The organism is Nisaea sp. (assembly GCF_039990255.1).
Classification (GTDB): domain Bacteria; phylum Pseudomonadota; class Alphaproteobacteria; order Thalassobaculales; family Thalassobaculaceae; genus Nisaea.
Genome location: NZ_JBDXGG010000018.1, coordinates 793,806 through 817,021 on the forward strand (window position 1 = coordinate 793,806; position 23,216 = coordinate 817,021).

The 23,216-nt window shown below is 58.4% G+C and carries 17 protein-coding genes and 1 tRNA gene; 9 read left to right on the forward strand and 9 right to left on the reverse strand.

What is annotated here, in order from left to right; all coding sequences use genetic code 11:
* Positions 1-90: 90 nt before the first annotated feature.
* Positions 91-1,008, forward strand: a complete 918-nt coding sequence (locus ABJ076_RS14020) for a LysR family transcriptional regulator (RefSeq protein ID WP_348194147.1) — start codon at positions 91-93, stop codon at positions 1,006-1,008.
* Between the two features lie 126 nt (positions 1,009-1,134).
* Here the strand turns inward: ABJ076_RS14020 and ABJ076_RS14025 are convergent, their stop codons facing one another.
* The 6 genes from ABJ076_RS14025 to ABJ076_RS14050 form a co-directional block, all read right to left on the reverse strand.
* Positions 1,135-2,058, reverse strand: coding sequence for a phytanoyl-CoA dioxygenase family protein (locus ABJ076_RS14025; RefSeq protein ID WP_348194148.1), 924 nt, complete (start codon positions 2,056-2,058; stop codon positions 1,135-1,137).
* Between the two features lie 410 nt (positions 2,059-2,468).
* Positions 2,469-3,791 carry a hypothetical protein gene (locus ABJ076_RS14030; protein ID WP_348194150.1) on the reverse strand — a complete coding sequence of 441 codons (1,323 nt, stop codon included), beginning with the start codon at positions 3,789-3,791 and terminating at the stop codon, positions 2,469-2,471.
* A gap of 803 nt (positions 3,792-4,594) precedes the next feature.
* Complete coding sequence (locus tag ABJ076_RS14035) at positions 4,595-6,148, reverse strand: S8 family serine peptidase (RefSeq protein ID WP_348198329.1); 1,554 nt, start codon at positions 6,146-6,148, stop codon at positions 4,595-4,597.
* Between the two features lie 61 nt (positions 6,149-6,209).
* Entirely contained in the window at positions 6,210-7,058 is an 849-nt protein-coding gene (locus ABJ076_RS14040; protein WP_348194154.1) for a phosphatase PAP2 family protein, read from the reverse strand.
* 100 nt (positions 7,059-7,158) lie between these two features.
* The gene (locus ABJ076_RS14045; RefSeq protein WP_348194156.1) at positions 7,159-9,321 is read right to left on the reverse strand and encodes a BTAD domain-containing putative transcriptional regulator; all 2,163 of its coding nucleotides are present in this window, start codon (positions 9,319-9,321) and stop codon (positions 7,159-7,161) included.
* A 242-nt stretch (positions 9,322-9,563) separates the two neighbouring features.
* Positions 9,564-10,022, reverse strand: coding sequence for a hypothetical protein (locus tag ABJ076_RS14050; protein WP_348194158.1), 459 nt, complete (start codon positions 10,020-10,022; stop codon positions 9,564-9,566).
* A 360-nt stretch (positions 10,023-10,382) separates the two neighbouring features.
* Here ABJ076_RS14050 and ABJ076_RS14055 point away from each other — a divergent pair, with 360 nt between their 5' ends.
* Both ABJ076_RS14055 and ABJ076_RS14060 read left to right on the forward strand, forming a co-directional pair.
* Positions 10,383-11,594: a hypothetical protein gene (locus tag ABJ076_RS14055; protein ID WP_348194160.1), complete on the forward strand. Its 1,212-nt coding sequence runs from the start codon at positions 10,383-10,385 to the stop codon at positions 11,592-11,594.
* Positions 11,595-11,627: 33 nt separating this feature from the next.
* A complete protein-coding gene (locus ABJ076_RS14060) occupies positions 11,628-12,719 on the forward strand; it encodes a hypothetical protein (protein WP_348194162.1) in 1,092 nt (363 codons plus the stop codon).
* 141 nt (positions 12,720-12,860) lie between these two features.
* Here the strand turns inward: ABJ076_RS14060 and ABJ076_RS14065 are convergent.
* A tRNA-Val gene (locus ABJ076_RS14065) sits at positions 12,861-12,935 on the reverse strand.
* A gap of 43 nt (positions 12,936-12,978) precedes the next feature.
* On the reverse strand, positions 12,979-13,650 hold the full coding sequence (gph, locus tag ABJ076_RS14070) for a phosphoglycolate phosphatase (RefSeq protein ID WP_348194164.1): 672 nt from the start codon (positions 13,648-13,650) through the stop codon (positions 12,979-12,981).
* Positions 13,651-13,901: 251 nt separating this feature from the next.
* Here gph and glmU point away from each other — a divergent pair, with 251 nt between their 5' ends.
* The 4 genes from glmU to ABJ076_RS14090 are packed head-to-tail and all read left to right on the forward strand — an operon-like array spanning position 13,902 to position 19,528.
* Complete coding sequence (glmU, locus tag ABJ076_RS14075) at positions 13,902-15,269, forward strand: bifunctional UDP-N-acetylglucosamine diphosphorylase/glucosamine-1-phosphate N-acetyltransferase GlmU (RefSeq protein ID WP_348194166.1); 1,368 nt, start codon at positions 13,902-13,904, stop codon at positions 15,267-15,269.
* Between the two features lie 31 nt (positions 15,270-15,300).
* On the forward strand, positions 15,301-17,124 hold the full coding sequence (gene glmS / locus ABJ076_RS14080; protein WP_348194168.1) for a glutamine--fructose-6-phosphate transaminase (isomerizing): 1,824 nt from the start codon (positions 15,301-15,303) through the stop codon (positions 17,122-17,124).
* Between the two features lie 35 nt (positions 17,125-17,159).
* Positions 17,160-18,368, forward strand: coding sequence for a diaminopropionate ammonia-lyase (locus ABJ076_RS14085; RefSeq protein WP_348194170.1), 1,209 nt, complete (start codon positions 17,160-17,162; stop codon positions 18,366-18,368).
* Positions 18,365-19,528: a Xaa-Pro peptidase family protein gene (locus ABJ076_RS14090; RefSeq protein ID WP_348194171.1), complete on the forward strand. Its 1,164-nt coding sequence runs from the start codon at positions 18,365-18,367 to the stop codon at positions 19,526-19,528. Before ABJ076_RS14085 ends, ABJ076_RS14090 begins: the two co-directional genes overlap by 4 nt.
* Here ABJ076_RS14090 and ABJ076_RS14095 read toward each other — a convergent pair.
* On the reverse strand, positions 19,525-20,583 hold the full coding sequence (locus ABJ076_RS14095) for an alcohol dehydrogenase family protein (protein ID WP_348194173.1): 1,059 nt from the start codon (positions 20,581-20,583) through the stop codon (positions 19,525-19,527). The two genes, ABJ076_RS14090 and ABJ076_RS14095, sit on opposite strands and share 4 nt — an antisense overlap.
* A 148-nt stretch (positions 20,584-20,731) precedes the next feature.
* On the opposite strand from ABJ076_RS14095, the gene ABJ076_RS14100 reads away from it, so the two are divergent.
* Together ABJ076_RS14100 and ABJ076_RS14105 are read left to right on the forward strand one after the other, a co-directional pair.
* On the forward strand, positions 20,732-21,520 hold the full coding sequence (locus ABJ076_RS14100) for an Asp/Glu racemase (RefSeq protein WP_348194175.1): 789 nt from the start codon (positions 20,732-20,734) through the stop codon (positions 21,518-21,520).
* Positions 21,521-21,653: 133 nt separating this feature from the next.
* Entirely contained in the window at positions 21,654-23,126 is a 1,473-nt protein-coding gene (locus ABJ076_RS14105; RefSeq protein ID WP_348194177.1) for an NAD-dependent succinate-semialdehyde dehydrogenase, read from the forward strand.
* The last annotated feature ends 90 nt before the right edge of the window (positions 23,127-23,216 follow it).

Here is a 23,216-nt window from a genome sequence, read left to right on the forward strand (position 1 = left end):
CACGTCCTTAATGATCGGAAAATACCAACAAAAATGACAAAATGTTTGTTATAGGTATACAATTAGATCCACAGGAATAGATCCAGATCCATGAACCTTAACCGTCTTGCATATTTCGCCGCTGTCGTTGACACAGGATCTTTCACGCGAGCGGCGGAGCGGCTCGGCGTTACCAAAGCCGTCGTCAGCCAGCAGGTCGCGCACCTTGAACAGGATCTCCGGACAACGCTTCTCGTTCGAACAACGCGACGCGTTCAGCCGACCGAGGCGGGTCGGATGTTTCACGCGCGGTGTGTCCTGATCCTTCGCGAAGCGGAGGATGCGTTTGACGAACTCGCCCAGGCGGCGGCGGAGCCGACTGGGATCTTGCGGATCACAGCTCCGAATGACTACGGCACGGCCGTTGTTGTCGCAGTTCTTGCCGCCTTCACGGCGCGCTATCCTGCCTGCCGGGTCGAGCTAACACTGAGCGATGATACCGTCGACCTTGTCTCGGGTAGAATTGACATGGCTATCCGTGTCGGTTGGCTTGCGGATTCCAGTCTGCAGGCGCGCAAGATAGGCTCTTTCAGACAGCTCCTGGTCGGCGCCCCGGCCTTCGCGGATCAAATATCGGCCGCCCGTGATCCGGAGGATCTCGCAGCGCTTCCGTTCATCGCGAATATGGCGCTGCGCGAGCCATTACGCTGGCACTTCTCCCGTGGAGACTTGGAGCGGCGGGCCGTGAACATGCAGGCAAGCATTGCCATCGACACGACGCCGGGAGTGCTGGCGGCTGTGCGCGCCGGCGGCGGTCTTTCGGTTTTGCCGGATTTTCTTGTTGCAGACGATCTGGCTTCGGGAAGGCTCAGTGTCGCACTCCCGGAATGGCGTTTGCCGTCGGGTGGAATCTACTCGGTCTATCCCGCAGCCCGTTTCCGGCCGACCAAAGTGACGGCGTTCGTCGAGATGCTCATCGCAGCGGAACGTCGCACTAGGTTGGAGGTCTCCCGGCAGACTGATCAATAGGGAGGCATGGAGGCGTGTTGGTGGCGGGCGCAATTGGACTCCAGCGTGTATGCCGCGTCATCCGACGACACCACGGCGATCAGGCAGATGAAATCTTTGCAGTCTAATATTGCTCTAATTGCGCTCTCATGCTTCGACTTTCTCGCGGCCGCTGAACGCACTGCGGGCCCCACCGGACTTTTGTGTCTTGAAGATCGATCCGGCATGTGGGGCAGGGGGGAGCGGTAGTCGCATCGGCACGGCCTCAGCGCGTGGTTCCGTGGTCATGTCGCCAGTGATCATGTGCTCAGAGAAGTGATCCCAGAGCGCCTGAGCGCCGCCGGATGCGAGCTTGCCGTAGCTGGCCGAACCGACCAGCGGCCATGCATCTGCGGCACGGCATTCATAGAACAGAATCAGCCTGTTGCGGTCTGACAGGTTCGGTGCCGAGCCGTGCAATGCTCGGACATGATGCACCGTCATGGAGCCAGCCTTGCCGGTGAGCGTGACGGCTTTCTCCGGATGAAACAGAGGATCGTCCGGGTCGATCGCCCCGCAGAACACGCCGGTTTCAGCGGAATGATGGGAGAGCACCGGGCCCCGGTGCGATCCCGGGATGACCTGCAGCGGCCCGTTCTCCTGCTCGACATCTTCAAGCATCAGCCCGAAGGCAAGCATGTCGTCATTGCTGTGCGGGTAGAAGGCCCAGTCTTGATGCCATTCCACAGCTGCTCCGCCGCCGGGCGCCTTGGTGTTGAGTTTGCTCGTCTGCAGCGCAGTGTCCGTGCCGAGCAGTGCAGTCAGCACGCCGGTCATGCGGGAGTCTTGCAGCACGTCCCAATAGTAAGGGTCCTGTTTGTGCGGGAGCTTGATCCGGGTCAGTCGCGGCGCATCTGCCGAGTGGCCGTTGTCGAGATCATAGACGTCGTCACTCTCTGAGACGGCCCGTGACTTCTCTATCAGCGCGTAGGTGATTTCCCTAAGCCTGGCGAGTTGCTCGGCGCTCACCGCATCCTCGACCATGAGGTAGCCGTTCTCGCGATAGAACGCGATATCGTCCGCAGCAAGCATCTTTATGTCCTCCCGTGGTTTGTCTCTACCGGGGGGCGTTTATTATTTGGCGCGTTTCAAACTTACGAGCACCACCGATCCTTTGCGGACCCTCCCGAATGAAGTGCGCTATTCTCCTCCCTCAATCTGTTCAATTCCAGAGAAAGGTTTCGATGATTGCTGATGCGCTTTACGAGTCGATCAGCGTCACCAAGGGTACATAAGGCAATCCGGTGAAACAAACCTGTCAGGCGCTGGCAAAAAAGGATGACCCGGACGTTTGCGGGCGTTCCTGAGAGTCCCGAACCTCCGTTTGAAACGAAACGTTCTGGAGGTTCGGGTGGGCAGGTGCTTGTGCAAGCAAGCTAACGATTGGTGCTTTCACGCGTGCACGTTTGAGCTTGGGTTGTCCGTCGGACCCGAGAGGGTATCTATCGGTCCTGTGACCATCGCACGGAACCGTCCTCGCCGATAAAAGCTTCGGTCAGTTTGGCGCCGTCCAGTTGGACATGTGCGAACCCGCAGAGCACACGGAGAGGAATGTCCGGGTCGTTGGCGGATTGGGTTTCAAACCAGGTTACCTTGGGATGGCCTTCAAGCTCTGAGGCTATGCCATAGGGAAGCGCTCCATGGCCGATGCAGCGGGTTTTAAGCGTAGCACCATTGGCTTGGCGGTCTTTGTAAGCCACCGCATTATGCTCATGTCCCCAGTACCAGTAGACGTTCTGATACCGGCATTTTCCATCTTCGCCGTTGAGGGCATCCATCACCTGAGAATAGAGCGCCATCATCTCGGCACCTTTCAGCTCATACCCGTTGTGATGCGACGTAATGATGATTCCCTGTTTCGGAGGCAGGCCTTTGAGCCAGTTGATTTGGTCGTCCCCAAGGTTTCCTGTCAGGTAAAGATCGTTGCGATCCGCGTGATAGGCGCTGTCCAGACCGACAAACAGCCAGTTGCTGTTCTCAAGTAAAAAGTAGCTGCACCCGCCCTGGTTCGTGAAATGCGTATTCAGTGCGTCGTAATAGGAAATTGGGCCGTCAAACATCTCATGATTTGAATTCAGCGTGTAGGAGCCTTCGTTTCCGGATGGCCAGATATTGATGAGGTTGTTCTGTTCCTCCGTCTGCGTAGCGGCATAGTAGACATCACCCAGGTGCAGTGTGATATCTGGTTTGAGCTTGGCTATTTGCTCGCCGACTAACTGTGAGGGGCCTTTGGGATCTTCCCGCCACTCACCTGTTCCCCAGTCTCCCGCAATGCACAGACTTACTTTGTCGGGAATGGTGTTGTGAACCGGGTTCGTAATGAATGGTGTGTGATAGTTCTTCAACCAGCTGAGAACGCACTCAGCCCAGCCAATGTCAAGCTGTTCCCATTTGCCAAAGCCAACTATGCTGCCGTCGCCCATGACCTTGGGTAACTCTTCCAGTAATTTTCTTAATTCTATTGCAAGTTTGATCCAACCATACTTGGTCTTGGGGAGCGGGGGGAGACTGCTTAACTCAGGCTCCAGAATTGAGAGCGCCCACGCAAACTCTGGGTATTCGAGCTTATCCGATTTTCCCTCGATAACTTGCCAGGCGTTCTCGTGGACGGATTTGATGAAGCTTTGGAACCGCAAGAGCTCAGCTTCACTGACTTTCTCCTTGAATTCTTCGTAAGCAGTTTTGAGTTTATTCTCAAAGTCGATCTGTTCTTCGTTTCCCACCGAAAATTTCTCCATTTGGTTGATCGGATGTGTGCGGTCCATCAGAGCGCTGGTATGCGCTCAATCAGTTTCGATTCTGCAGCTTGTTTGGAGACGGATAGTCGGCCTTATCGGGGCTGATTTTACCTAACGGTGGATACCGTTAACGCTGTTGGACATTTTCATCGGCTTCAATCCTGCCTCTCCCTGGGATGTTGGTCCCAAGCGATAATTTTTGTTGCTGGAGTGATGTCCAAAACATGCAATCTTAAAGTGTAAATATTATGAGTAGAAATTTATTACAAGAAAAATTTTGTGTAATTTTCATGCCGCATACTGTGTCGGCTGAGTCGGTGGGGAGACGGCGTGTAACAAGTGGGCGTGGGGAACAATCTGCGGGAGCGTTAGGGAGGTATGAGACGCTGCTGGTGCAGTTGCCGAAAAGGGCGGACGAGGGGCTGACGACGTTCCTCACCTGCTCGGCAAAGACCCATTTCCACAATCTACGCGGTTAGAATGGGGCTCAGGTGTGTGGGGTAGAGCAGAGATCTTCGGCCCGTTTTCCGAATTGCGTCGCGAGACGTTTCAGGTTGGTGCTCGCTCGTATTGGCGCACCAATACGGTCAATGCGTGGACGCAGGGCCTAAGGGCGCAGGTTTCCGTTGAACTTGATGAAAACTGATGTTTAGCGAGACATAAAATTGCCAGCCCCGGTTCAATTGAACTAGAGAGCGCTGCTTATTTCGATCTAAATCATTGAAAAAGCTGGTGGGCGCGACAGGGATTGAACCTGTGCGCCCTGCCGTGTGAAGGCAGTGCTCTCCCGTTGAGTTACATGCTTGGGTATCAATAAGTGCTCCGCCGTCTCAGATGATCGAAAACGGCTTCGAGTCCGCGTGGAAGAGACCGTTGTCCGATTTGATGCGGATTACCGCGCGCCGGACCTTTACGTCAGGCAGTTCGAGATGGATCTGGCCCTCTGGCCCTACTTCGACGGGGGTGCCTACCGTAGTCATGGTCTGCAGGTCGAAAACCGCTAGCAGACGCTTTCTGACGAGTTCGGTTTCATAGTCCGAACGCCATTCCACTTCGCAGAGGGTTCCGCGACGGAGCCGTTCGCCACCGCGCGGGACGATCACGGCGAGCGGCCCAAGTATCGCGCGGCGCAAGTCGAGATAGCCGCTTGCACGGCACTTGCCTTCGAGATCCGGCGTCCGCATTGCCGACGCCACGAGATGTTCCTTGATCTGGCGTGGCTTTAGGCCCGGATCGAGTTGCAGGAGGAGGGCTATCGCACCGGTCACATGCGCAGCCGAGGCGGAGGTGCCGGAGTAATTGCGATAGGAGATCCCTAGCCCCCCATCTGGTTGATTTTCAGGGTCGGTTAAATAGGGATGGGTGCTCATGATATCTACGCCAGGTGCGGCAATATCGACGTTGCTTCCATAGTTGGAAAAGCCCGGTTTCTCGCCGTTCCGATCCGACGCCATGACCGGAATTACATTGTCGAAATTGTAGCTTGCCGGAAGCACCGGATCCCGAGCGTTGTTCGAACCGCTGTTTCCGGCGGCCGCGACGAAGGTTACGTTGTTCTTCGCGGCATACTTGATCGCTCGTCGCAGAGTCTCTGAAGTGTCGTGGCCTATGTCCCAGCTGGCGTTGATTACCTTGGCGCCGCTGCAGACCGCCTCGCAGACCGCAATGGCGGCCAACCCCGCCGTTGGCGTGGAACGGGCATCGACGAACTTGAGCGCTGAAATCTCCGTTCCTTTCGTCATGCCGACGATGCCGAGACCATTCGCGACCGCCGCGATGGTTCCGGTTAGCAGCGTGCCGTGGCCATTCTCATCGTTCCAGCTTTTCGACGGGTGCAGGATGTTTTTACCGCTGATTTTCGCTTTTCGCAGATCTTCGTGCCCTGTGAACACACCCCAATCGACAATCGCGACCTTGACAGGGGCGACCGTGTCGTTTGAACGGCGTGTGCCGTTTTGGCCAAGCTCTGCCAGGCGTGACCAGGCTGCGGGTGCCCCCATTTTTTCCAGGGCCCATTGCTGTTCTTGCAGCGGGTCCGTGACCGGGAGCTGCAGGAAGTTTAATCGAGCATTGCGCTCGACCCAGCCCTCTGCCCCTGCGATGGCTTGAAATTGCTGCATCGACTCGATGCGTTCTCCCACCTTCCAGGAGGGTATGTCGACATGCACCAGGGAAATGGTCCAATCGCCGCATCTGAACTGCATGATTGTGCGTGTGTTGTCTTCTGCGAAGGCTTCCAGCAGTTCCGGGGCGGCAGGTTTAATTCCGGATACTGTCGTTTCCCCCTCGGTCGTAGGCTGTCCTATTATGATCTGTCTTTCATAGTCCGTGACCAATTTTTCAAGTTCGCTCTCGGCCATCTCGTTAACGTGAAGTCCAAACATCATCAGTCTCCTAATGAGGGCGTGTCGCGTTTCTCGGGGCCCGATTTGGGCCCCGAGAAGCCTAGCTGGCGTAGTGTGGGAACTCTCTCTGTACTCTCGCTTTCAGGGAGTCCTGATCGGTCCAGAAACTGGGGATGTTCTTGAGATGCAGGAAGCACTGGTACGCCACCCTGCGCCCGGCTTCGTTGTCGCAGGGGAAATGCACCCCGGCGACAACCCGGTTATATGCAACGCGCTTGGCGAGATCGTAGAGCGGACCTGCGCCGGGTTCTTCCTCGTTGCTCGGTGGACTGCTTTGGGGAAACTCCAAGAGTGCTCCCGCGATGACGTTTGAGATCAGGTAGGACTGCAGCGCGTGCCCGCTCGGAAAAGAGGGCGTCGCCGGCGGATCGAACAGCGGGACGATCGCCGGACAGACGATTGACGGCCTGCTGCCCCTGTAATGCCCTTTGAGGCACATCACCACATGTTCACCAACCAGCCGCGCCACGCGGATCATCAAATAGGTCGCTGGGTGGCGAACGGGGTCAACGCCGATCATTCCGAGCCAGTATCCAATCGCGCTGTTCCCGTCGTCCTGGTGAATCGCCTCTGCAAACCGGCCTTCGCGTTCCGATGTTGCATCGATGATGTGCAGGGTTTGGGTTTTGAGCTGTTTGACCGACATCTGTTGCGCCGGTGCTCCTGCGCGTTCCGCAGCCATTTTATACTCGTCCATCCAGCCTGGATTTCTCTCAAGAAAATCCCGCAGGTACATGTGAGCTTGCAAGTCGGCATGCCAGAACTCTGGGTGATCTGCACCGGGGTTCTGGGCGACGAAATCGTCTTCGGAATAATCCATCATCTTCTGGAAGACAAAGCTGTTGAACCGGGCTACCCGAAACATGCTCTGTTCCGCTCCTGAGCTCATGTTCATATTCATGTTCATGTTCATGTTTTTTGATGCTAACCCAGACATGTGAGTCCCCCTTTTTATGATTGTCGTCCTACGGACGAGGTTGGTTCAGTCCCTATTCGGGTAGCCCGGCCGTGAGCAGATGTGCCGCGAACCGATCAAGGCCTCCGTTGTCCCGGATCGCGTATCCGGCACAAAATCGCCGGACCCGGAATCCGTTCTGGAGATCGAGCAGTTGAGCCGCCATCTTTCGAGCCTCGCCGATGCGGCCCGACGCGGACAGGCTGGCGGTCAACAGCCGCACATTGGCGGCGAATTTGGGATTTCCCGCGAACGCCCGGCGATGCCAGGCGACCGCCGTGTCGTAATCGCCGGACGTATAGGCGGCGAGGCCAAGAGCGCAATGTGTGAAGAACAGGCAAGGATCAAGCGGCGATAGCCGCAGGGCAATCTCCGCCCGCCGCCGTGCCTCTGCGCCGTCCCCCATATAGCTGTAGGCCGGGCTGCTCCGGACCCAGGCGAGGGCGGAGTTCGGGCTTGTCGTAAGGGCACGGTCGAACAGTTCGATCGCGCTGTCATACTCTCGGAGACGCAGAGCCCGAACATGTCCGCAGATCGCGAGCGCGGCAATGTCCCTCTGATCGCGCTCGAGTGCCGCGTTGGCCAACTCGTTCATCGCGTTGCGGTCCCGTGTCGGGTCGGGCGACCAGCCTTGGTCCATGCGAATGCTGTACCAGAGCGCCTTGTAGGCGCGTGGCGCGGCGTAACTATCGTCGAGTTCGGCTGCTCGGGAAAAGAGGCCCTCCGCGCGCTCGAATTCCGGGCGATTGAGCCTGTAGAGTGCATCGAGACCGCGCAGGAAACAGTCGTAGGCGTCGAGATTCTCTGGCGGCTTTCGCAGTGCCCGGCGTGTCTCGGCGTCGCGCACGTGTGGGACGATGGACCGTATGATTCTGTCAGCGATGCGATCCTGCAGTTCGAACAGGTCGTCGCCGGTGCCTTCGATCCGCTCGTTCCAGAGTACGGTCTGGTTCGCGGCATTGCACAGTTCGGCCGAGATGCGGACCCGGTTGCGGTCGCGCCGGACGCTGCCCGAGAGCAGATAGCGTGCGCCAAGTGCCTCGCCGACTGCCTTCATGTCTAAGAGACCCTGACGATAAGACAGGGTCGAAATGCGGGAGATGACTAAGAGCTCTGGTACTGTCGACAGAACGCTGACGATTTCCTCGACGACGCCATCGCCGAAATAGGTTTCGTTGACGGAGGTTCCATATTCGACGAAGGGCAGCACGGCGACCGATGGACGGTCTTGGAAGGTTTGCCCGGAAGAGATTCCGCATATGGAATCATCAGGTGAAGCGGGGGCGAATTCCTTGGTCGGCCCGGGTTCCCGTCGGGGCTCTAGCAGAAATGTCTCGGCAGTTGCTGACGGTGGCCGCTTCGTGACGACGTGACGAAGTGACTCGTAGAGCGAGGTCGTTTCCTGCGATGGCGCAAGATCGAGGCGTGTGCGCAGGGCTTGACGGCAGCGCTCGAATTCTCGGCTTGCTTGGGGCCGGTCATCGAGCTGGACCAGCGCTTTCATTAGGTTTCGCACGGCCACCTCGTGAGTGGGGTCGAAACGGACCAGCCGCCGGGTCACGATTACCTGGACTTCCGGCCCTGTTCCGCTCTCGTTCACTTGTTCGATGGCAATCTCAAGGCGTTTCCGGAGGGTATCTCCGAGACGTGCCCGCTCGCTGAGTAACCATTGATCGAAGCTCGCGGTTAGTCCGAGAAAATCTTCCAGCAGGCGTTCGTTGCAAATCTCCGGCAAATCGTCGAACAAAGAGTCTGGACCATCCAGTCTGTTATCGAGCAGGTCAAACACGTCTATTCGACACAATGAAATATTAAGGCGCAGATGTTCACGGTCCACCTCAAGAAGAGGCTTAACCTGTTCCGGTATGATCGCTATGAGTTCCGCAAGAGATTGGCGCAGGCTGGTTTTCGCCTGCTGCTCGCTGGAACGGTCCCACAGGAGACCCGCCAGCTTGCTGCGCGACACGCGGTCGCCTCGGGCTAGGCAGAGAAACGCGAACAAGGCTCTGGTCTTGCGCCCGCGGGGCAGAATGTCGGAGCCATCTGCGGCTGCTGCCCTCATTGGGCCAATTAACTGGATACTGGCCAGTGCACTCTCGGTGGAGACGGCTGTTTCGAGCTTTTCGTTGCCACGATACGGCGCGGCTGCGCCAAGTATTTCTGATGTCTTCGTGCGCAAACGATCTTGTTTCGGCATCCTTCCAATTAGACACAGCAATTCGAGCGGGTTGTGTGCCTGCTCGCTGGTGTCTCCGGATGCAGATTGCAACCAAAATGATTCTGAAGTCCATTTAAAACTCTCTTTAAAAGAGTGTTTTTCACGGGTATGCAGATCATGCATTTGCTGGGCGAATTCGAGAGGTGAGGGGCGCTTGCAAGTCATCTCGCAGGCCAAATCGATACTGTGGTTGAGTTGAGTGATTGGTGGCATGATCACTGTCAATCTACGGAGCTCAGGCCGAGACGCGCGCTCTTGCGTCCGCTGGCGAGACTGCTTTCAGAGATTGTTGTCGGCAGTTGCAGGGATATCGTCGCCCGCTGCATGCACTGACCCGGTGCCATGCCGTCGCGGTAGGTGATTATTTCGGGAATGTCGTCATCGACTATGACCAGGGTGGCAACAACATATTGAAAAACGCACCCGCGTGGGTCGTTGCCGGAGAAGACCGTTCGGTCTCCGGTTGGCAGCTGCAACTCACGCGGACCGTCGGTGAAGTTTGTTCCGTCTCTGAAGAAGAACTTGACGCCCGCAGCTACAATCATCGTGTTCCACTTCGCGGGGGCATTGTTGGTCAGAACCAGTTTGGCTTTTTCTTCGGAGAGGAAGGCCCTTTTGCGCAGTGCTTCGAGGAGATCTTCTGCATCTCCCGATACTGGGATGGTATCTTTGCTCGCCATGCTTGAAAATCCTCGCCTGTCCATCCGATTTTGCCAGTGGATAGAGTATGCGTAGTGCGGAGGCCGAGCGTTCGGAGATCGTGAAAATGGCGTAAAAAGTCAGGGTTTCTGATTCGTGGTCGCGAGTGAATTCGTTAAAATACTATATTTTATAATACATTAAGTATTGCTTTTTGCAGTTTCCTCTTGTCGCTGGAAATTCATTTTTATCGATATTCGCCATTTCTCACATCGGTTTTACGCTCAAATCACGTTCGTCTCTCGCTTTGATTGATCTTATGGACCCGTCCAGACGATCCGGGGGCGCAATTAAGCTGCTTTCCGATATCGATGCCGATGATGTTTCAAGAGGAGGCAATAATGAAAAAATCATGGTTTGGCCGGGGCCTCTGGCCCGGCCCTTGTGTTTTCACCCTGTCCGTTCGATCTCTCGCCGTCGCTGGCAGCTTGACGCTTGGGGCTTGTAGCGGATTGACCAACCCTTCGATTCCGCATGTCGGTATTGGCACCGACGGCAGCGGCCCTTTCCCGACCAATCCGACCTTTTCGGACGCAAAGAAAATGGCCCAGTTTACGATCAAGGAGCTGAACAAGCGCGCCGATGATCTGGACCAATTCGATCTCGCGACCGGCTCATTGCTGGTGGGAGCTGGGATCGCCGGGCTCGCTCTAGGCATCTATGACGCCCATTCGGACGCGGTTTACGGCGCGGCGCTCGGCGCCGGTACTGCTTATGCCGGACGCTCGTTTCTGCCATTCCGCGACCGCAAGGCTGTATACCGGAAAGGGTCAACTGCCATCGCCTGCGTTATGTCGACGGTCAGTCTCGGCGTGCAAGAGATGACTTCAGAAGAAGTTACGGGCATTAAAAGTCTCGCAGAAGGAAGAGACATAACTGTAGGCGACCCGGCCGGGGCTCTGGTGACCTCAATCACAAGCCTGCAGCTGATCGCCGGGAGGCGCAGTTCCCAAGCAGCTGATCGGCCGGTGAGTAGCGACGAGTTGAACTCGCTGCAGTCACGCTCAGGCATGTTGTTGGCTCCGTCGGGTGAAAACGATGCACCTGCCTTCGCGGTGATGCGAGCCCTTGCCGGTGCCAAGACCGCTCGGCTTGCCAATTCCGTCAAGGAGCATCGTAGGGACGCGGACGATCTTGCTAATAGTCTCACAGCAGCCATTGCTTCCCGAGGAATGCGAATACATGAAGCGGTGCGGACCATCGTCGAGGCGGTCAACACGAAGGTCGACAACCTTCCGATCACGCCCGGTGATGCACTCACAGCAGCGCTCGATCAAGTCGGTTCTACCAACAAGCTGCTTACCGAAAAGGCCAGGAACCTCAAGGAGGGTGGCGACGACAGCATCAAGGACGCAAAGGATGCGAAGGAAAACCTCAGCCTCGCGGCGAGCCTCGCGCCTGGTGGGCAAAACAGTCTCCGGACGGCGGATCTGACTGCGACGATCGACGATATCGAAATGCTCAAGAAAGAATCGGAAAATGTCACCACTATCTCGGATGGCGTTCTGAAACTGCTGGGGGACCCGGGAACATGTGTCGCCTCTCTCAAATGACGCATGGCTCTATTTCGAAACAGGAGAAACATCATGTTGAGGTCACTTACGCTCGGAATTATTTGCGCTCTGGTTGTCTCATTCTCAGCACAGTCTCAAACAGGCGGATCACCGCCTAGTCAGGAACGAACCTTTGAAGGATTGCCCCGGTACCTAGCCTCCCGCATCGAGGCATATGAGGCCGATGTCGCTTTCAATCTGGGTAATGCGTCGGCTGCGGGCCAAGTCATCGATGTGCAAAGGATATGGGAACCGGGCTCGTTCCCGCTCCGCGTTTGCTTCTTTCCAAATCGCTCGGACGTGCTTCTGAAGATTGCTAAATACGCGTCTGAATGGGAAAGCGCTGACACTGGGGTGAGATTTGATTTCGGGCTTTATCCTGCCTTGAATCGTTGTGATGACCGCTCAGGGTCGTATCAGATCCGTATCGGTTTCGAGCCAACCGGATACTGGTCGTTGGTCGGGCGGGATTCCGTCTTGATCGCGTCTCAGGGCGAGCAGTCGATGAATTTTGGACGATGGGGCGCACCCTCTGCCGGCGTCTCGACCCGCGAGATGCGAGCGACGGTCTTACACGAATTCGGCCATGCACTTGGTCTGCGCCATGCGCACCAGAATGCCGCCTCTACCTGCGAGGACGATTTCGCGTTCGATCGGATCTATCCCCACCTTGCTGGGCCGCCGAATTTCTGGAACAGCAAGAAGGTGGACTACAATCTACGCTCTATCCGGGACCGAAATGTCCAGAGCACGAAGTTGGATAAGAACTCCATCATGAAGTACTACTTCCCACCTGAGTTCTACAAAACGGGTAAGGATAGCCGTTGCTACAGTGAAGAGAACATAGAGTTGTCCGACGGTGACCGGGCCACCATCGCGGCGATCTATCCAGCTAGCGCAGTTTCTTCGATCAAAGTGGCGAATGCTAGAATCGAAAGCCTAGTTACGGCGCTTGGCGATACTGAAACTGCCGCAACGCTTAGGCCAAATTCCATATTATCGAGACTACTCAAGGGGCAACAGCTCAAAATCCCTTTAAACGCCATGGTGCCAAGTGATTTTTACACCGGTGACAGGCAAGCGGTGAGACCCGGTATCCTGCCGCAGTCCATTAGCCGATTCTAGCAGATAAGTCTTTCAGGTCAGGCAGCCCTGTTTTCCCTGTCGGGGTTGCCGTGGCGGGGCGTTCCGCTCACTCCCGACATCGCGATCCGGCAGAAAGCCGGGTCGCGATATTTTTTGTACTGAATAAAACAGAGTACGAAATGGTGGGCGCGACAGGGATTGAACCTGTGACCCCTGCCGTGTGAAGGCAGTGCTCTCCCGCTGAGCTACGCGCCCGTCGCTTGACGGACCGCTCTCTTAAGGGGCGGGCTTTGCGCTGTCAAGCGAGCGATGCGATGGCTTTTGGCAAATCACGAAAATGGTCAAGCCGGGCCGCTGCCGGGATCTGGTCCAGCGGTGTGCGGGCATAGCCGTAGCGCATCAGGATGAAGGGCATGCCGGCGCCTTTGGCGGAATGGGCGTCATGCTCGTTATCGCCGACCATGCAGGCGGTTTCAGGCGTGGCTCCAAGACGTTCGAGCACTGCGGCAGGGTGGGCCGGGTCCGGTTTCCGTACGGGCAGGGTATCGCCGCCGACAATGGCCTCAAACAGATGGTCAAGGCCGAGCAGGGCCAGCACCTTGTGGGTTGCCCGTTCCGGCTTGTTGGTGCAAATGCCTAGTCGAAAGCCGTTGTCTTTCAGAGCTGTCAGAGTCTCCGGGACGTCCGGGTAGGGGATGGTCCGGTTGCTGGCATTGGCCTCATACAGCGCGATGAAACGTTCCGTCGCGGCACTGAGGGCGGCCGCGTCCGGTGACTGGCCGCGAAGTTCGAGGGAGCGCCTGACAAAGACCTGCCCGCCGTCACCGATGAAACTGCGCGCGGTCGCAAGGTCGATCGGGGCGAGGCCCAGCTCTTCCAGCAGCAGATTGCCGGCGGCACGCAGGTCGTGCACGGAATCGATCAGGGTGCCGTCCAGATCGAAAACGATGTGGGAGATGCTGCGCGTCATGGAGCTTGCCGGGTCATTCTGTTGCTTGGAATGATCGCTATAGCACGGGGGGACGCCGTCATTGTGCCGAATTTGACGACTCTATATACCGGACCCGCAGTCGCGCCGGATACCAGATACGCGACCGTGCCGGAGCCTGACAGCAAGCTGTTGTGAAGAGTAAGAAAACGTGACTGTTTCGGCTCGATGCCCTGTGGCATTTTTGCCCTGCGTTTAACCCCTTTTGGACTCTCTCGGAAATTCGCCGGTATATGAACTCTTCTGTTGATTCTCCTGTTGCTGTCGTCGTCCTTGCTGCGGGCAAGGGCACCCGAATGAAATCGGATCTGCCCAAGGTGCTGCACCCGATTGCAGGACGGCCGCTGCTGCATCATGTGCTGGCGGCCTCGGAAACACTTTCGCCGGAGCGCCGGGTTGTGGTGCTGGCGCCGGGGCAGGAGGAGGTTGCGGCAAGCGTGGCGCCGATCCCGACAGCAATCCAGCATCCGCCGCGCGGAACAGGCGATGCGGTTCGCGCGGCGCTCGGTGAGCTGGAAGGTTTTACCGGTACCGTGCTGGTGCTGTTCGGTGACACGCCGATGCTGAGCGAGGACACGCTGACACGGATGGTGGCCGCGACGGAAGGACCGGATGGTGCGGCTTTCGTCATTCTTGGCTTCGAGAGCGATAATCCCGGACGCTATGCAAGGCTGGTTTTGAATGATGCTGGAAGCCTGCTGAAGATCATCGAGGCGCCGGACCTGACAGACGAGGAGCGTTGTATCCGGCTTTGCAACGGCGGCGCGCTTGCCGTCGACGGGAAACGACTGGCGGCTTGGCTGGGCAAACTGGCGCCGCACAATGCGCAGGGCGAGTTCTATCTGTTCGATCTACTGGCTTTTGCGCTGGAGGAAGGACGCCGGGGGGCTGTCGTCTGGGTTGATCCGGTGGAGACCATGGGGGTCGATTCTCGCTTGGGTCTCGCCGAAGCCGAAGCCCGGATGCAGGATCGCCTGCGCCGCCGTTTGATGGAAGACGGTGTGACGCTCGTTGCGCCGGGGACAGTGTTCCTCAGCTACGATACGAAGATCGGACGGGACAGTGTGGTGCAGCCGCATTGCGTTTTCGGGCCGGGTGTGACTGTTGGCGAAGGCGTCGAGATCAAGAGTTTTTCGCATCTCGAAGGGGCAAGTGTCGCGGACGGCGCACGGATTGGACCCTACGCCCGGTTGCGGCCGGGTGCGGATCTCGGGGCGGGGGCGCATATTGGCAATTTCGTCGAGGTGAAGAACGCAACATTTGGCGAAGGCGCCAAAGCCAATCATCTGAGCTATGTCGGTGATGCCAGCGTTGGTGCCGGGGCAAATATCGGCGCCGGGACCATCACCTGCAATTATGACGGCTATGAAAAGCACCGGACAGAGATTGGCGCTGGTGCCTTCATTGGCTCGAACTCCTCACTGGTGGCGCCGGTGAGTATCGGTGACGGCGCCCTGATCGGGGCAGGAAGCACGATCGGCGACGATGTGGGGCCGGATGATATCGCGGTTGTGCGTGGCGAACGGACGGTCGGCGAGGGAGCTGCGAAGCGGTTCCGAGAGACCCGGGCGGCCCGCAAGGCGGCAAATAAATCCAAGTAAACGTAAATCAGACTGAAAGGACGCCCGACGGATGTGCGGCATCATCGGAATGATCGCGAACCGGCCTGTTGCCGGACCAATTGTCGACGCGCTGAAGCGGCTGGAATATCGCGGCTACGACTCCGCCGGGGTGGCGACGCTTGACGGCGGTCCGGCCGAGCGACGGCGGGCGGAAGGCAAGCTTTTCAATCTTGAGAAGTCCGTTACCGAGCAGCCGCTTTCCGGTGCCATCGGGATCGGGCATACGCGATGGGCAACGCATGGTGCACCGACCGAGCGCAACGCCCACCCGCACCGGGCCGGCCGGGTAACCATCGTCCATAATGGCATCATCGAGAATTATCAGGAGCTGGCAGCGGAACTCGCGGCTGAAGGCATAGCGCCGGAAAGTGAGACAGATACCGAGATCGTCGCGCTCTACTTCGAAAAATTGCTCGACGCCGGAAAAAGCCCAGAAGCGGCGATGAAGGAAATCGCGCTACGGGTAACCGGCGCTTATGCGCTGGTTTTGATGATTGATGGCGAGGAAGATTTGCTGCTCTGTGCCCGCCGGGCATCGCCGCTGGCTCTTGGCTATGGCGAAGGCGAGATGTTCATCGGCTCCGACGCGCTGGCGCTGGCCCCCTTCAGCCGGAAGATCGCTTACCTGGAAGATGGGGATTGGGCGATCATCCGCCGTGCAGGCGCCGAAATCCATGACGATACCGGGGCAAAAGTCGAGCGCAAGATCAGTCTGACCGAGGCGACAGGGGCGCTGATTGGCAAGGGGAATTACCGGCACTTCATGGAGAAGGAAATCCATGAGCAACCGGAAGTCATGGGCTATACCCTGTTCCAGTACTACCGGGCCAGGGACAGATCCATCGCGCTACCGGACATGCCGTTCGATCCTGTCGGCCTGCCCAAGTTGACGATTGTTGCCGCCGGGACCAGCTTCCTCGCCGGTATGGTGGCGAAATATTGGTTCGAGACATTGGCCCGGGTGCCGGTCGAAATCGATATTGCCTCCGAGTTCCGTTACCGCAACCCGGTTATGCCGCCGGGCGGAGCCGCGATGTTCATCTCCCAGTCCGGCGAAAGCCTGGATACGCTGATGGCCTTGCGGCATGCCCGCGAGGCCGATCAGCACATTCTTGCGTTGGTCAACCAGCCGGAAAGCACCATCGCGCGGGAATCCGATGTGGTGCTGGAAACCCTGGCCGGGCCGGAAATCTGCGTCGCTTCGACGAAGGCCTTCACCACCCAGCTCGTCGCTCTGCTGACCATGGCCGTAGATTTCGCCCGGAAGCGCGGTACTGCGTCTGATGAGGTGCTGAACGGGGTGCTCGACAGTCTTGTACATCTCCCGGCGCAGATTGGTGAGGTGCTGAAAGATATGGAGCGCTGGCAACCTGTTAGTCATGAATTGTCCAAGGCCCGCGACGTACTCTATCTCGGCCGCGGCCTGTCTTATCCGGTCGCTCTGGAAGGTGCTCTGAAGCTGAAGGAGCTGAGCTATATCCACGCCGAGGGCTATGCCGCCGGTGAGTTGAAGCATGGGCCCATCGCGCTGCTTGAGGAAGGCCTGCCGGTCATCATGGTGGCGCCGATGGACCCTTGGTTTGAGAAGGTCGCCAGTAATGCCATGGAAGTGCGCGCCCGAGGTGGCAAGGTGATCCTGCTATCCGACAAAACCGGGATCGAGCGGCTCGGCGACCGCGCAACATGGTCTTTTGAGATGCCGGAATGCGATCCGATGGTGGCGCCGATCCTCTACTCGGTGCCGGTTCAGTTGCTGGCCTATTTCACGGCTGTAGAAAAAGGAACAGACGTTGATCAACCGCGTAACCTTGCAAAGAGCGTGACCGTGGAGTAACGCGGTCAGACTGATTTTAAGCAGGAGCCCGCAGGATGACGATGGAACGCGAACTTTTGGCGCCGGAACTGCTTCGTCAGCACGCGACGCATGACACCGACGGTGGCACCTACCCGCGTGCGCTGGAGGCTGATTTCCCGACGGGGATGGCAGAAGCGGCCATTGCGGAGATTTCATCCTGGCCGGGTTATGCGCCGACACCGCTCTATTCGCTCGGAAAGCTCGCCGAGCATCTCGGCATCGGGGCTGTTCTTTACAAGGATGAGGAACCGCGCTTCGGCCTCGGCAGCTTCAAGGCTCTTGGAGGCGCTTATGCGGTGATGCTGCTGGCCCGAAAATGGTTGGCTGAGAAGGGGCACGGCGATGCGGAACTGTCTGATATCCGCTCCGGGAAATTTGCCGGTATCTTGAAAGATATGACGGTGACGTGCGCGACCGACGGCAATCACGGCCGGTCCGTCGCCTGGGGCGCCGAGATGGCGGGCTGCGCTTGCGTCATCTTCATCCATGCCGAAGTCAGCCAGGGCCGGAAGCAGGCCATGGAAGCGTTCGGTGCCGATGTCCGGCGGATCGACGGTGACTACGATCTGTCACTGAAATATTGCGAGAACGAAGCCCAGGCGAACGGCTGGTTTGTGGTCTCCGACGCCTCCTATCCGGGGTATCTCGATATCCCGCGCGATGTGATGGCTGGCTATACGGTGATGGCGAGCGAAGTGCTGGGGCAGGCCGAAGAAGCGCCGACACACATGTTCGTGCAGGCCGGTGTCGGAGGGTTTGCCGCCGCGATGGTAGCTCGGCTTTGGCAGGGGTATGGAGAAAAAGCTCCGCGTACGGTCATTGTCGAGCCGGACCTTGCCGCCTGCGCCATTGAGAGCGCCCGGCAGGATAAACCCGCCATCGTGCCGATCCACGAGGAAACCCTGATGGCCGGCCTCTCCTGTGGGGAAATGTCTCTGGTTGCATGGCCGATCCTTTCCGCCGGCTGCACCGATTACATCACCGTCGGTGAAGAAGGCGTCGGTCCGGCCATGCGTCTGCTGGCGTCGGGCGAGGCGGGCGCGAAGATTACGGGTGGTGAATCCGGTGTCGCGGGGCTGGTTGGTCTGTTGGCGGCGGCCGCGAACCCTGCTCTCAAGGAACAGCTCGGGCTCGGGCCGGACAGTCGGATACTGCTGATCGGCAGCGAAGGCGCGACGGACCCCGAAATCTACAAATCGATTGTCGGCGATCTGGCGGCATGAGCGCGATGCGCGGCTTCCCCGTCTCTGAACTCGAGGCACGGGTTGCACGCGCGCAGGGTCTGACGGCGGCGGAGGGGCTCGACCTGCTGCTGCTGACCACAGAGCCGGAAGTGCGTTATTTCAGCGGTTTCCTTACCCAGTTCTGGCAAAGCCCGACGCGCCCTTGGTTTCTGCTCGTGCCGCGTGCGGGCAAACCGGTGGCAGTGATCCCGGGTATCGGTGCCGCTGCAATGGAGCGGACCTGGCTCGACGACATCCGAACCTGGTCCTCCCCGTGCCCCGAGGATGAGGGGCTGTCTCTGCTGGCGGAGACGATCACGGAGCTGGGTGGAGACAAACCGGTCATTGGCATTCCATCCGGCCCTGAAACCCATCTTCGATTGCCTCTCTCGGACTATGCGGCGCTCCGATCGTCTTTGCCGGATGCGGTGTTTCGGGATGATGGAGGCATCCATCGGCGTCTTCGCATGATCAAGTCGGAGGCCGAAGTCGGAAAGATCCGGACAGCCTGCCAGATGGTGTCAGGCGTGTTCGAGAACTGGTCATCCTGGCTCAGCGTGGGGATGAGCGAGCGGGAGGTTTTCCGCAAGTTCAAGATCTCCTGCCTGAAAGCGGGCGTGGATGACGTGTCCTATCTGGTCGGCGGGGCCGGACCCAGAGGGTATGGCGATATCATCTCGCCACCGACGGATCGCAAGATCACCGGCGGAGACGTGCTGATCCTCGATACGGGCAGCATGCACGACGGCTATTTCTGTGACTTTGACCGTAACTTTGCCATTGGAACGCCGTCCGATGATGTGCGTTCTGCCTATGCGGCTGCTTATGCCGCGACCGATGCAGGACTGGCGGCGGCCCGGCCCGGCGCGACCTGTGCCGATCTCTTTCGGGCGATGGCGGACGTGCTGGAGGCGGGCGGTGCCCAGGTCGGCGATGTTGGCCGGCTCGGGCACGGTCTTGGCATGCAACTGACCGAATGGCCGTCGATTACGGCAACCGACATGACGGTGCTGGAGCCTGGCATGGTCCTCACCCTTGAGCCTGGGCTTGAATATGCGCCGGGCAAAATGATGGTTCATGAAGAGAATATCTTCATCGGTGAGCATGGCGCAGAACTCATCACGCGCCGTGCGTCCCCTGAGATTCCAGTCGTAACCTAGCCACTCCCCGCGACGTCGAGAACGATCTTTCCGGTGTGGGATTTTTCCGAAAAAGCTCTCTGCGCCGATACGATATCGCGGAGTGGATAGGTTGCCGCGACGAGGGGGCGGATCGCGCCGGTTTCGATGATGCGGACAAGGTTGGAGAAGACTTCCGGCTCCAGACCGGTGCATCCGAAAAAACTCAGATCCTTCAGGTAAAGCGTCCGCAGATCGAGCGGGACGGTATGGCCGCCGATTGCGCCGGCGACGGCATAGCGTCCGCTTGGCCTCATGAGGTCGAGCAGATCCGGCCAATGCGCGCCGCCGACCAGATCGACAACGACATCGACAGCGTCATGGCCCAGAATTTCTGTCGGTCTTGTTTCCCGGCCAATGGTTTCCATGGCACCGAGCGCGCGCAGCCCCTCCGCTTTCGACCGGCTGGTGACCGCGATTACTTCAGCGCCGCGAGCCCTCGCGAGCTGGATTGTTGCCGAGCCAACGCCGCCCGAGGCTCCGGTTACCAGAACCCGGTCACTGGACGTAACTCTGGCACGTGTGAGCATGTTTTCAGCGGTTGAATAAGAACAGGGGAAAGACGCCAGTTCGACATCGCTGAGATCGGTCTTTATCGAATGCGCGTGCCGGGCCGGGACAACGGCGTATTCGGCAAAACCGCCGTCACATTCCGAGCCGACATAAGCAAAATTCTGGACCGTTTCACCGTGCAATTCCCGCAGGCAGGGTTCGACCAGAACCCGCTCACCTGCTCGTCCGGGATCGACATTGGCCCCCACGGAAACGATATGTCCGGCGATATCGGCTCCTTGGATACGCGGAAGTTCAAGCGCTGAGCCGCCCCAACCGGCATCGTCCGGATCGCCGTCGCCTTTCGAGTACCAGCCAATTCGTGTGTTGATATCAGTGTTGTTCACCCCTGCAGCCTCGACACGCACCAGAACGTCATGTGGTCCGGGCTTTGGAACAGGGACATCGGTGCGATAACTGAGCTGGTCGTATCCGCCATGCCCGGTCAACAGGACAGCGCGCATTGTTTCTGGCTGATCGCCCATTGCATAAACCATCCAGTTCCGGTTTCGCTTTGGAAATCAGTGTGGATCGGGTGTAGGAAAAAGGAAATCTGTTTACAACTCTGGCTCGGGGTTTGTGCTTTCCGGCGCAATATGAACCCTGTCCTGGATTTTCTCTAACGAGGCCACCATGCGCGATCACGAAATTGATGCGGACTTGCCCTGGCAATATCGGATCGGGCTGATTGTGCTGAAGACGGATGAAACGATCGAGCAGGATTTCCGGCTCTTCGCCGCCGACGCTTCCATCGCGCTTTACCACAGCCGTATCGAGAGCGCTCCGAACGTGACGCCTGAAACGCTGCGGCAGATGGAAGAGCGCATTCCGGGTTCGGCTGCTCTGCTTCCGCAGGACACACCGCTTTCGGTCGTAGGCTATGGCTGTACATCCGCATCGACGTTGCTTGGTGAAGAGAGAGTCGCTGAACTGGTCCGTACCGCCCATCCGAAAAGCGCGGTGACGAACCCGCTCTCCGGCCTGAAAGCGGCAGCAGCGGCACTTGGTGTCAAGCGGTTGGGGCTGGTCAGCCCCTATATTCGCTCCGTCACCGAAGCACTGGAGACTGAGATGGCCGAAAGCGATTGCCCATTCGTCGAAGCGGTGGTTTTCGGTGAAGAAGAGGAAAGGGCGGTGGCGAGGATCTCGCTGAACTCGATCATCGAAGCGGCACTATCGGTTGCGGCTAACGCATCCGTCGATGCGGTTTTCGCCTCCTGCACCAATCTGCGTGCAGCATCTGTCATTCAGGAGGTAGAGCGTCGCACGGGAAAACCGTTCCTGTGCAGTAACCAGGTGCTGGCCTGGCACATGCTGCGCCTTGCCGGTATTGACCGTACGGTGCCTGCGCTCGGTCATCTTGGAAGCCTAGGGCTTGTGCCGGCTGGGGCAAGGTCTCACGAACGAAATCACGTGGCCTGATAGCGTGCTCTGTTAGGACTCAATTTTTTGACGTTTCCCGGCGCCTGTTCAGTATGTGTCGGGGGGTAATGGTCCGGTGATGCCCGGCTGGAGACGGCTGTCGGCTACCGGTTGAAAGAGGGAGGAGCCCCTTATGGATATCAGAAGCAAACTTTCCGATCCTTCCCTGTTCTGTGAGCAGGGCTACATCGATGGCGCCTGGGTTGATGCTGATGGCAGCGGCAAGGTCGATGTGACAGACCCGGCGACGGGCGCTGTGGTGGGTACGATCCCTGACATGGGTGCAGACGAGACGCGCCGCGCGATTGCTGCTGCAAATGCGGCCTGGCCCGAATGGCGGGCCAAGACGGCGAAAGAGCGCTCAGCCATTTTGCGCAAATGGTTCGACCTGATGATGGAGAACCAGCGCGATCTTGGCATCATCATGACCGCCGAACAGGGCAAGCCGCTAGCTGAGGCCATGGGCGAGATCGCTTACGGCGCCTCGTATGTCGAGTTCTATGCCGAGGAAGCGAAGCGGATCTACGGCGATATTATTCCAAACACCGCCGACGGCAAGCGGATCGTCGTGTTGAAGCAGCCGGTCGGTGTCGTCGGTTCGATCACGCCATGGAACTTCCCGAACGCGATGATCACCCGCAAGGCTGCTCCGGCGCTGGCGGCGGGATGCACCTTCGTCTCCAAGCCGGCCAAGATGACGCCGTTCTCCGCCATCGCGCTTGCGGTTCTGGCAGAACGGGCGGGCATCCCGAAAGGCGTTTTCAACGTCGTCTGCGGTGCCAGTTCGTCCGCCATCGGTAATGAGCTGACGCACAGCAAGCTGGTTCGCAAGATCACCTTCACCGGCTCAACCGAGGTCGGCAAGACGTTGATCGCGCAGTCGGCTTCGACGGTAAAGAAGGTCTCCATGGAGCTTGGCGGCAATGCGCCGCTGATCATCTTCGACGATGCGGATATCGATGAAGCCGTAAAGGGCGCGATCATCTGCAAATTCCGTAATGCGGGTCAGACTTGCGTCTGTGCTAACCGGATTTTCGTGCAGGACGGTATCTATGACGCGTTCGCCGAGAAGTTTGCAGCGGCGGCAAAAGCGATGAAGATGGGCAACGGCTTCGATGACGGTGTCGTCGTCGGCCCGCTGGTCGAGGCGGCGGCAGTCGATAAGGTCGAAGAGCATGTGCAGGATGCAGTTGCCAAGGGTGCGAAGGTTGCCGCTGGCGGCTCCCGCAGCGATATCGGCGCGCTGTTCTATGAGCCGACTGTACTGACCGAAGCAAACCGTGACATGGCAATCTTCCGCGAGGAAACCTTTGGTCCGGTGGCCCCGCTTTTCCGTTTCAAGACGGAGGAAGAGGTGATCGAGTTGGCCAACGATACCGAATTCGGCCTTGCCTCTTATTTCTATGCCCGTGATCTCGGCCGGGTTTGGCGGGTGGCGGAAGCGCTGGAATACGGCATGGTCGCGATCAATGAGGGCATCCTGTCCTCCGAAGTCGCTCCCTTCGGTGGCGTAAAGGAATCCGGTCTTGGCCGGGAAGGCTCGAAATACGGCCTCGATGATTATCTCGAGATCAAGTACCTGCTGATGGGCGGCCTTAACGGCTGATCCGTTGTTCCATCTGCGGTGAGATGACGGTGCCGGACTCACTCCAAGCAACGACAAACCCCGTCTATCCTGGCGGGGTTTGTCTTAATG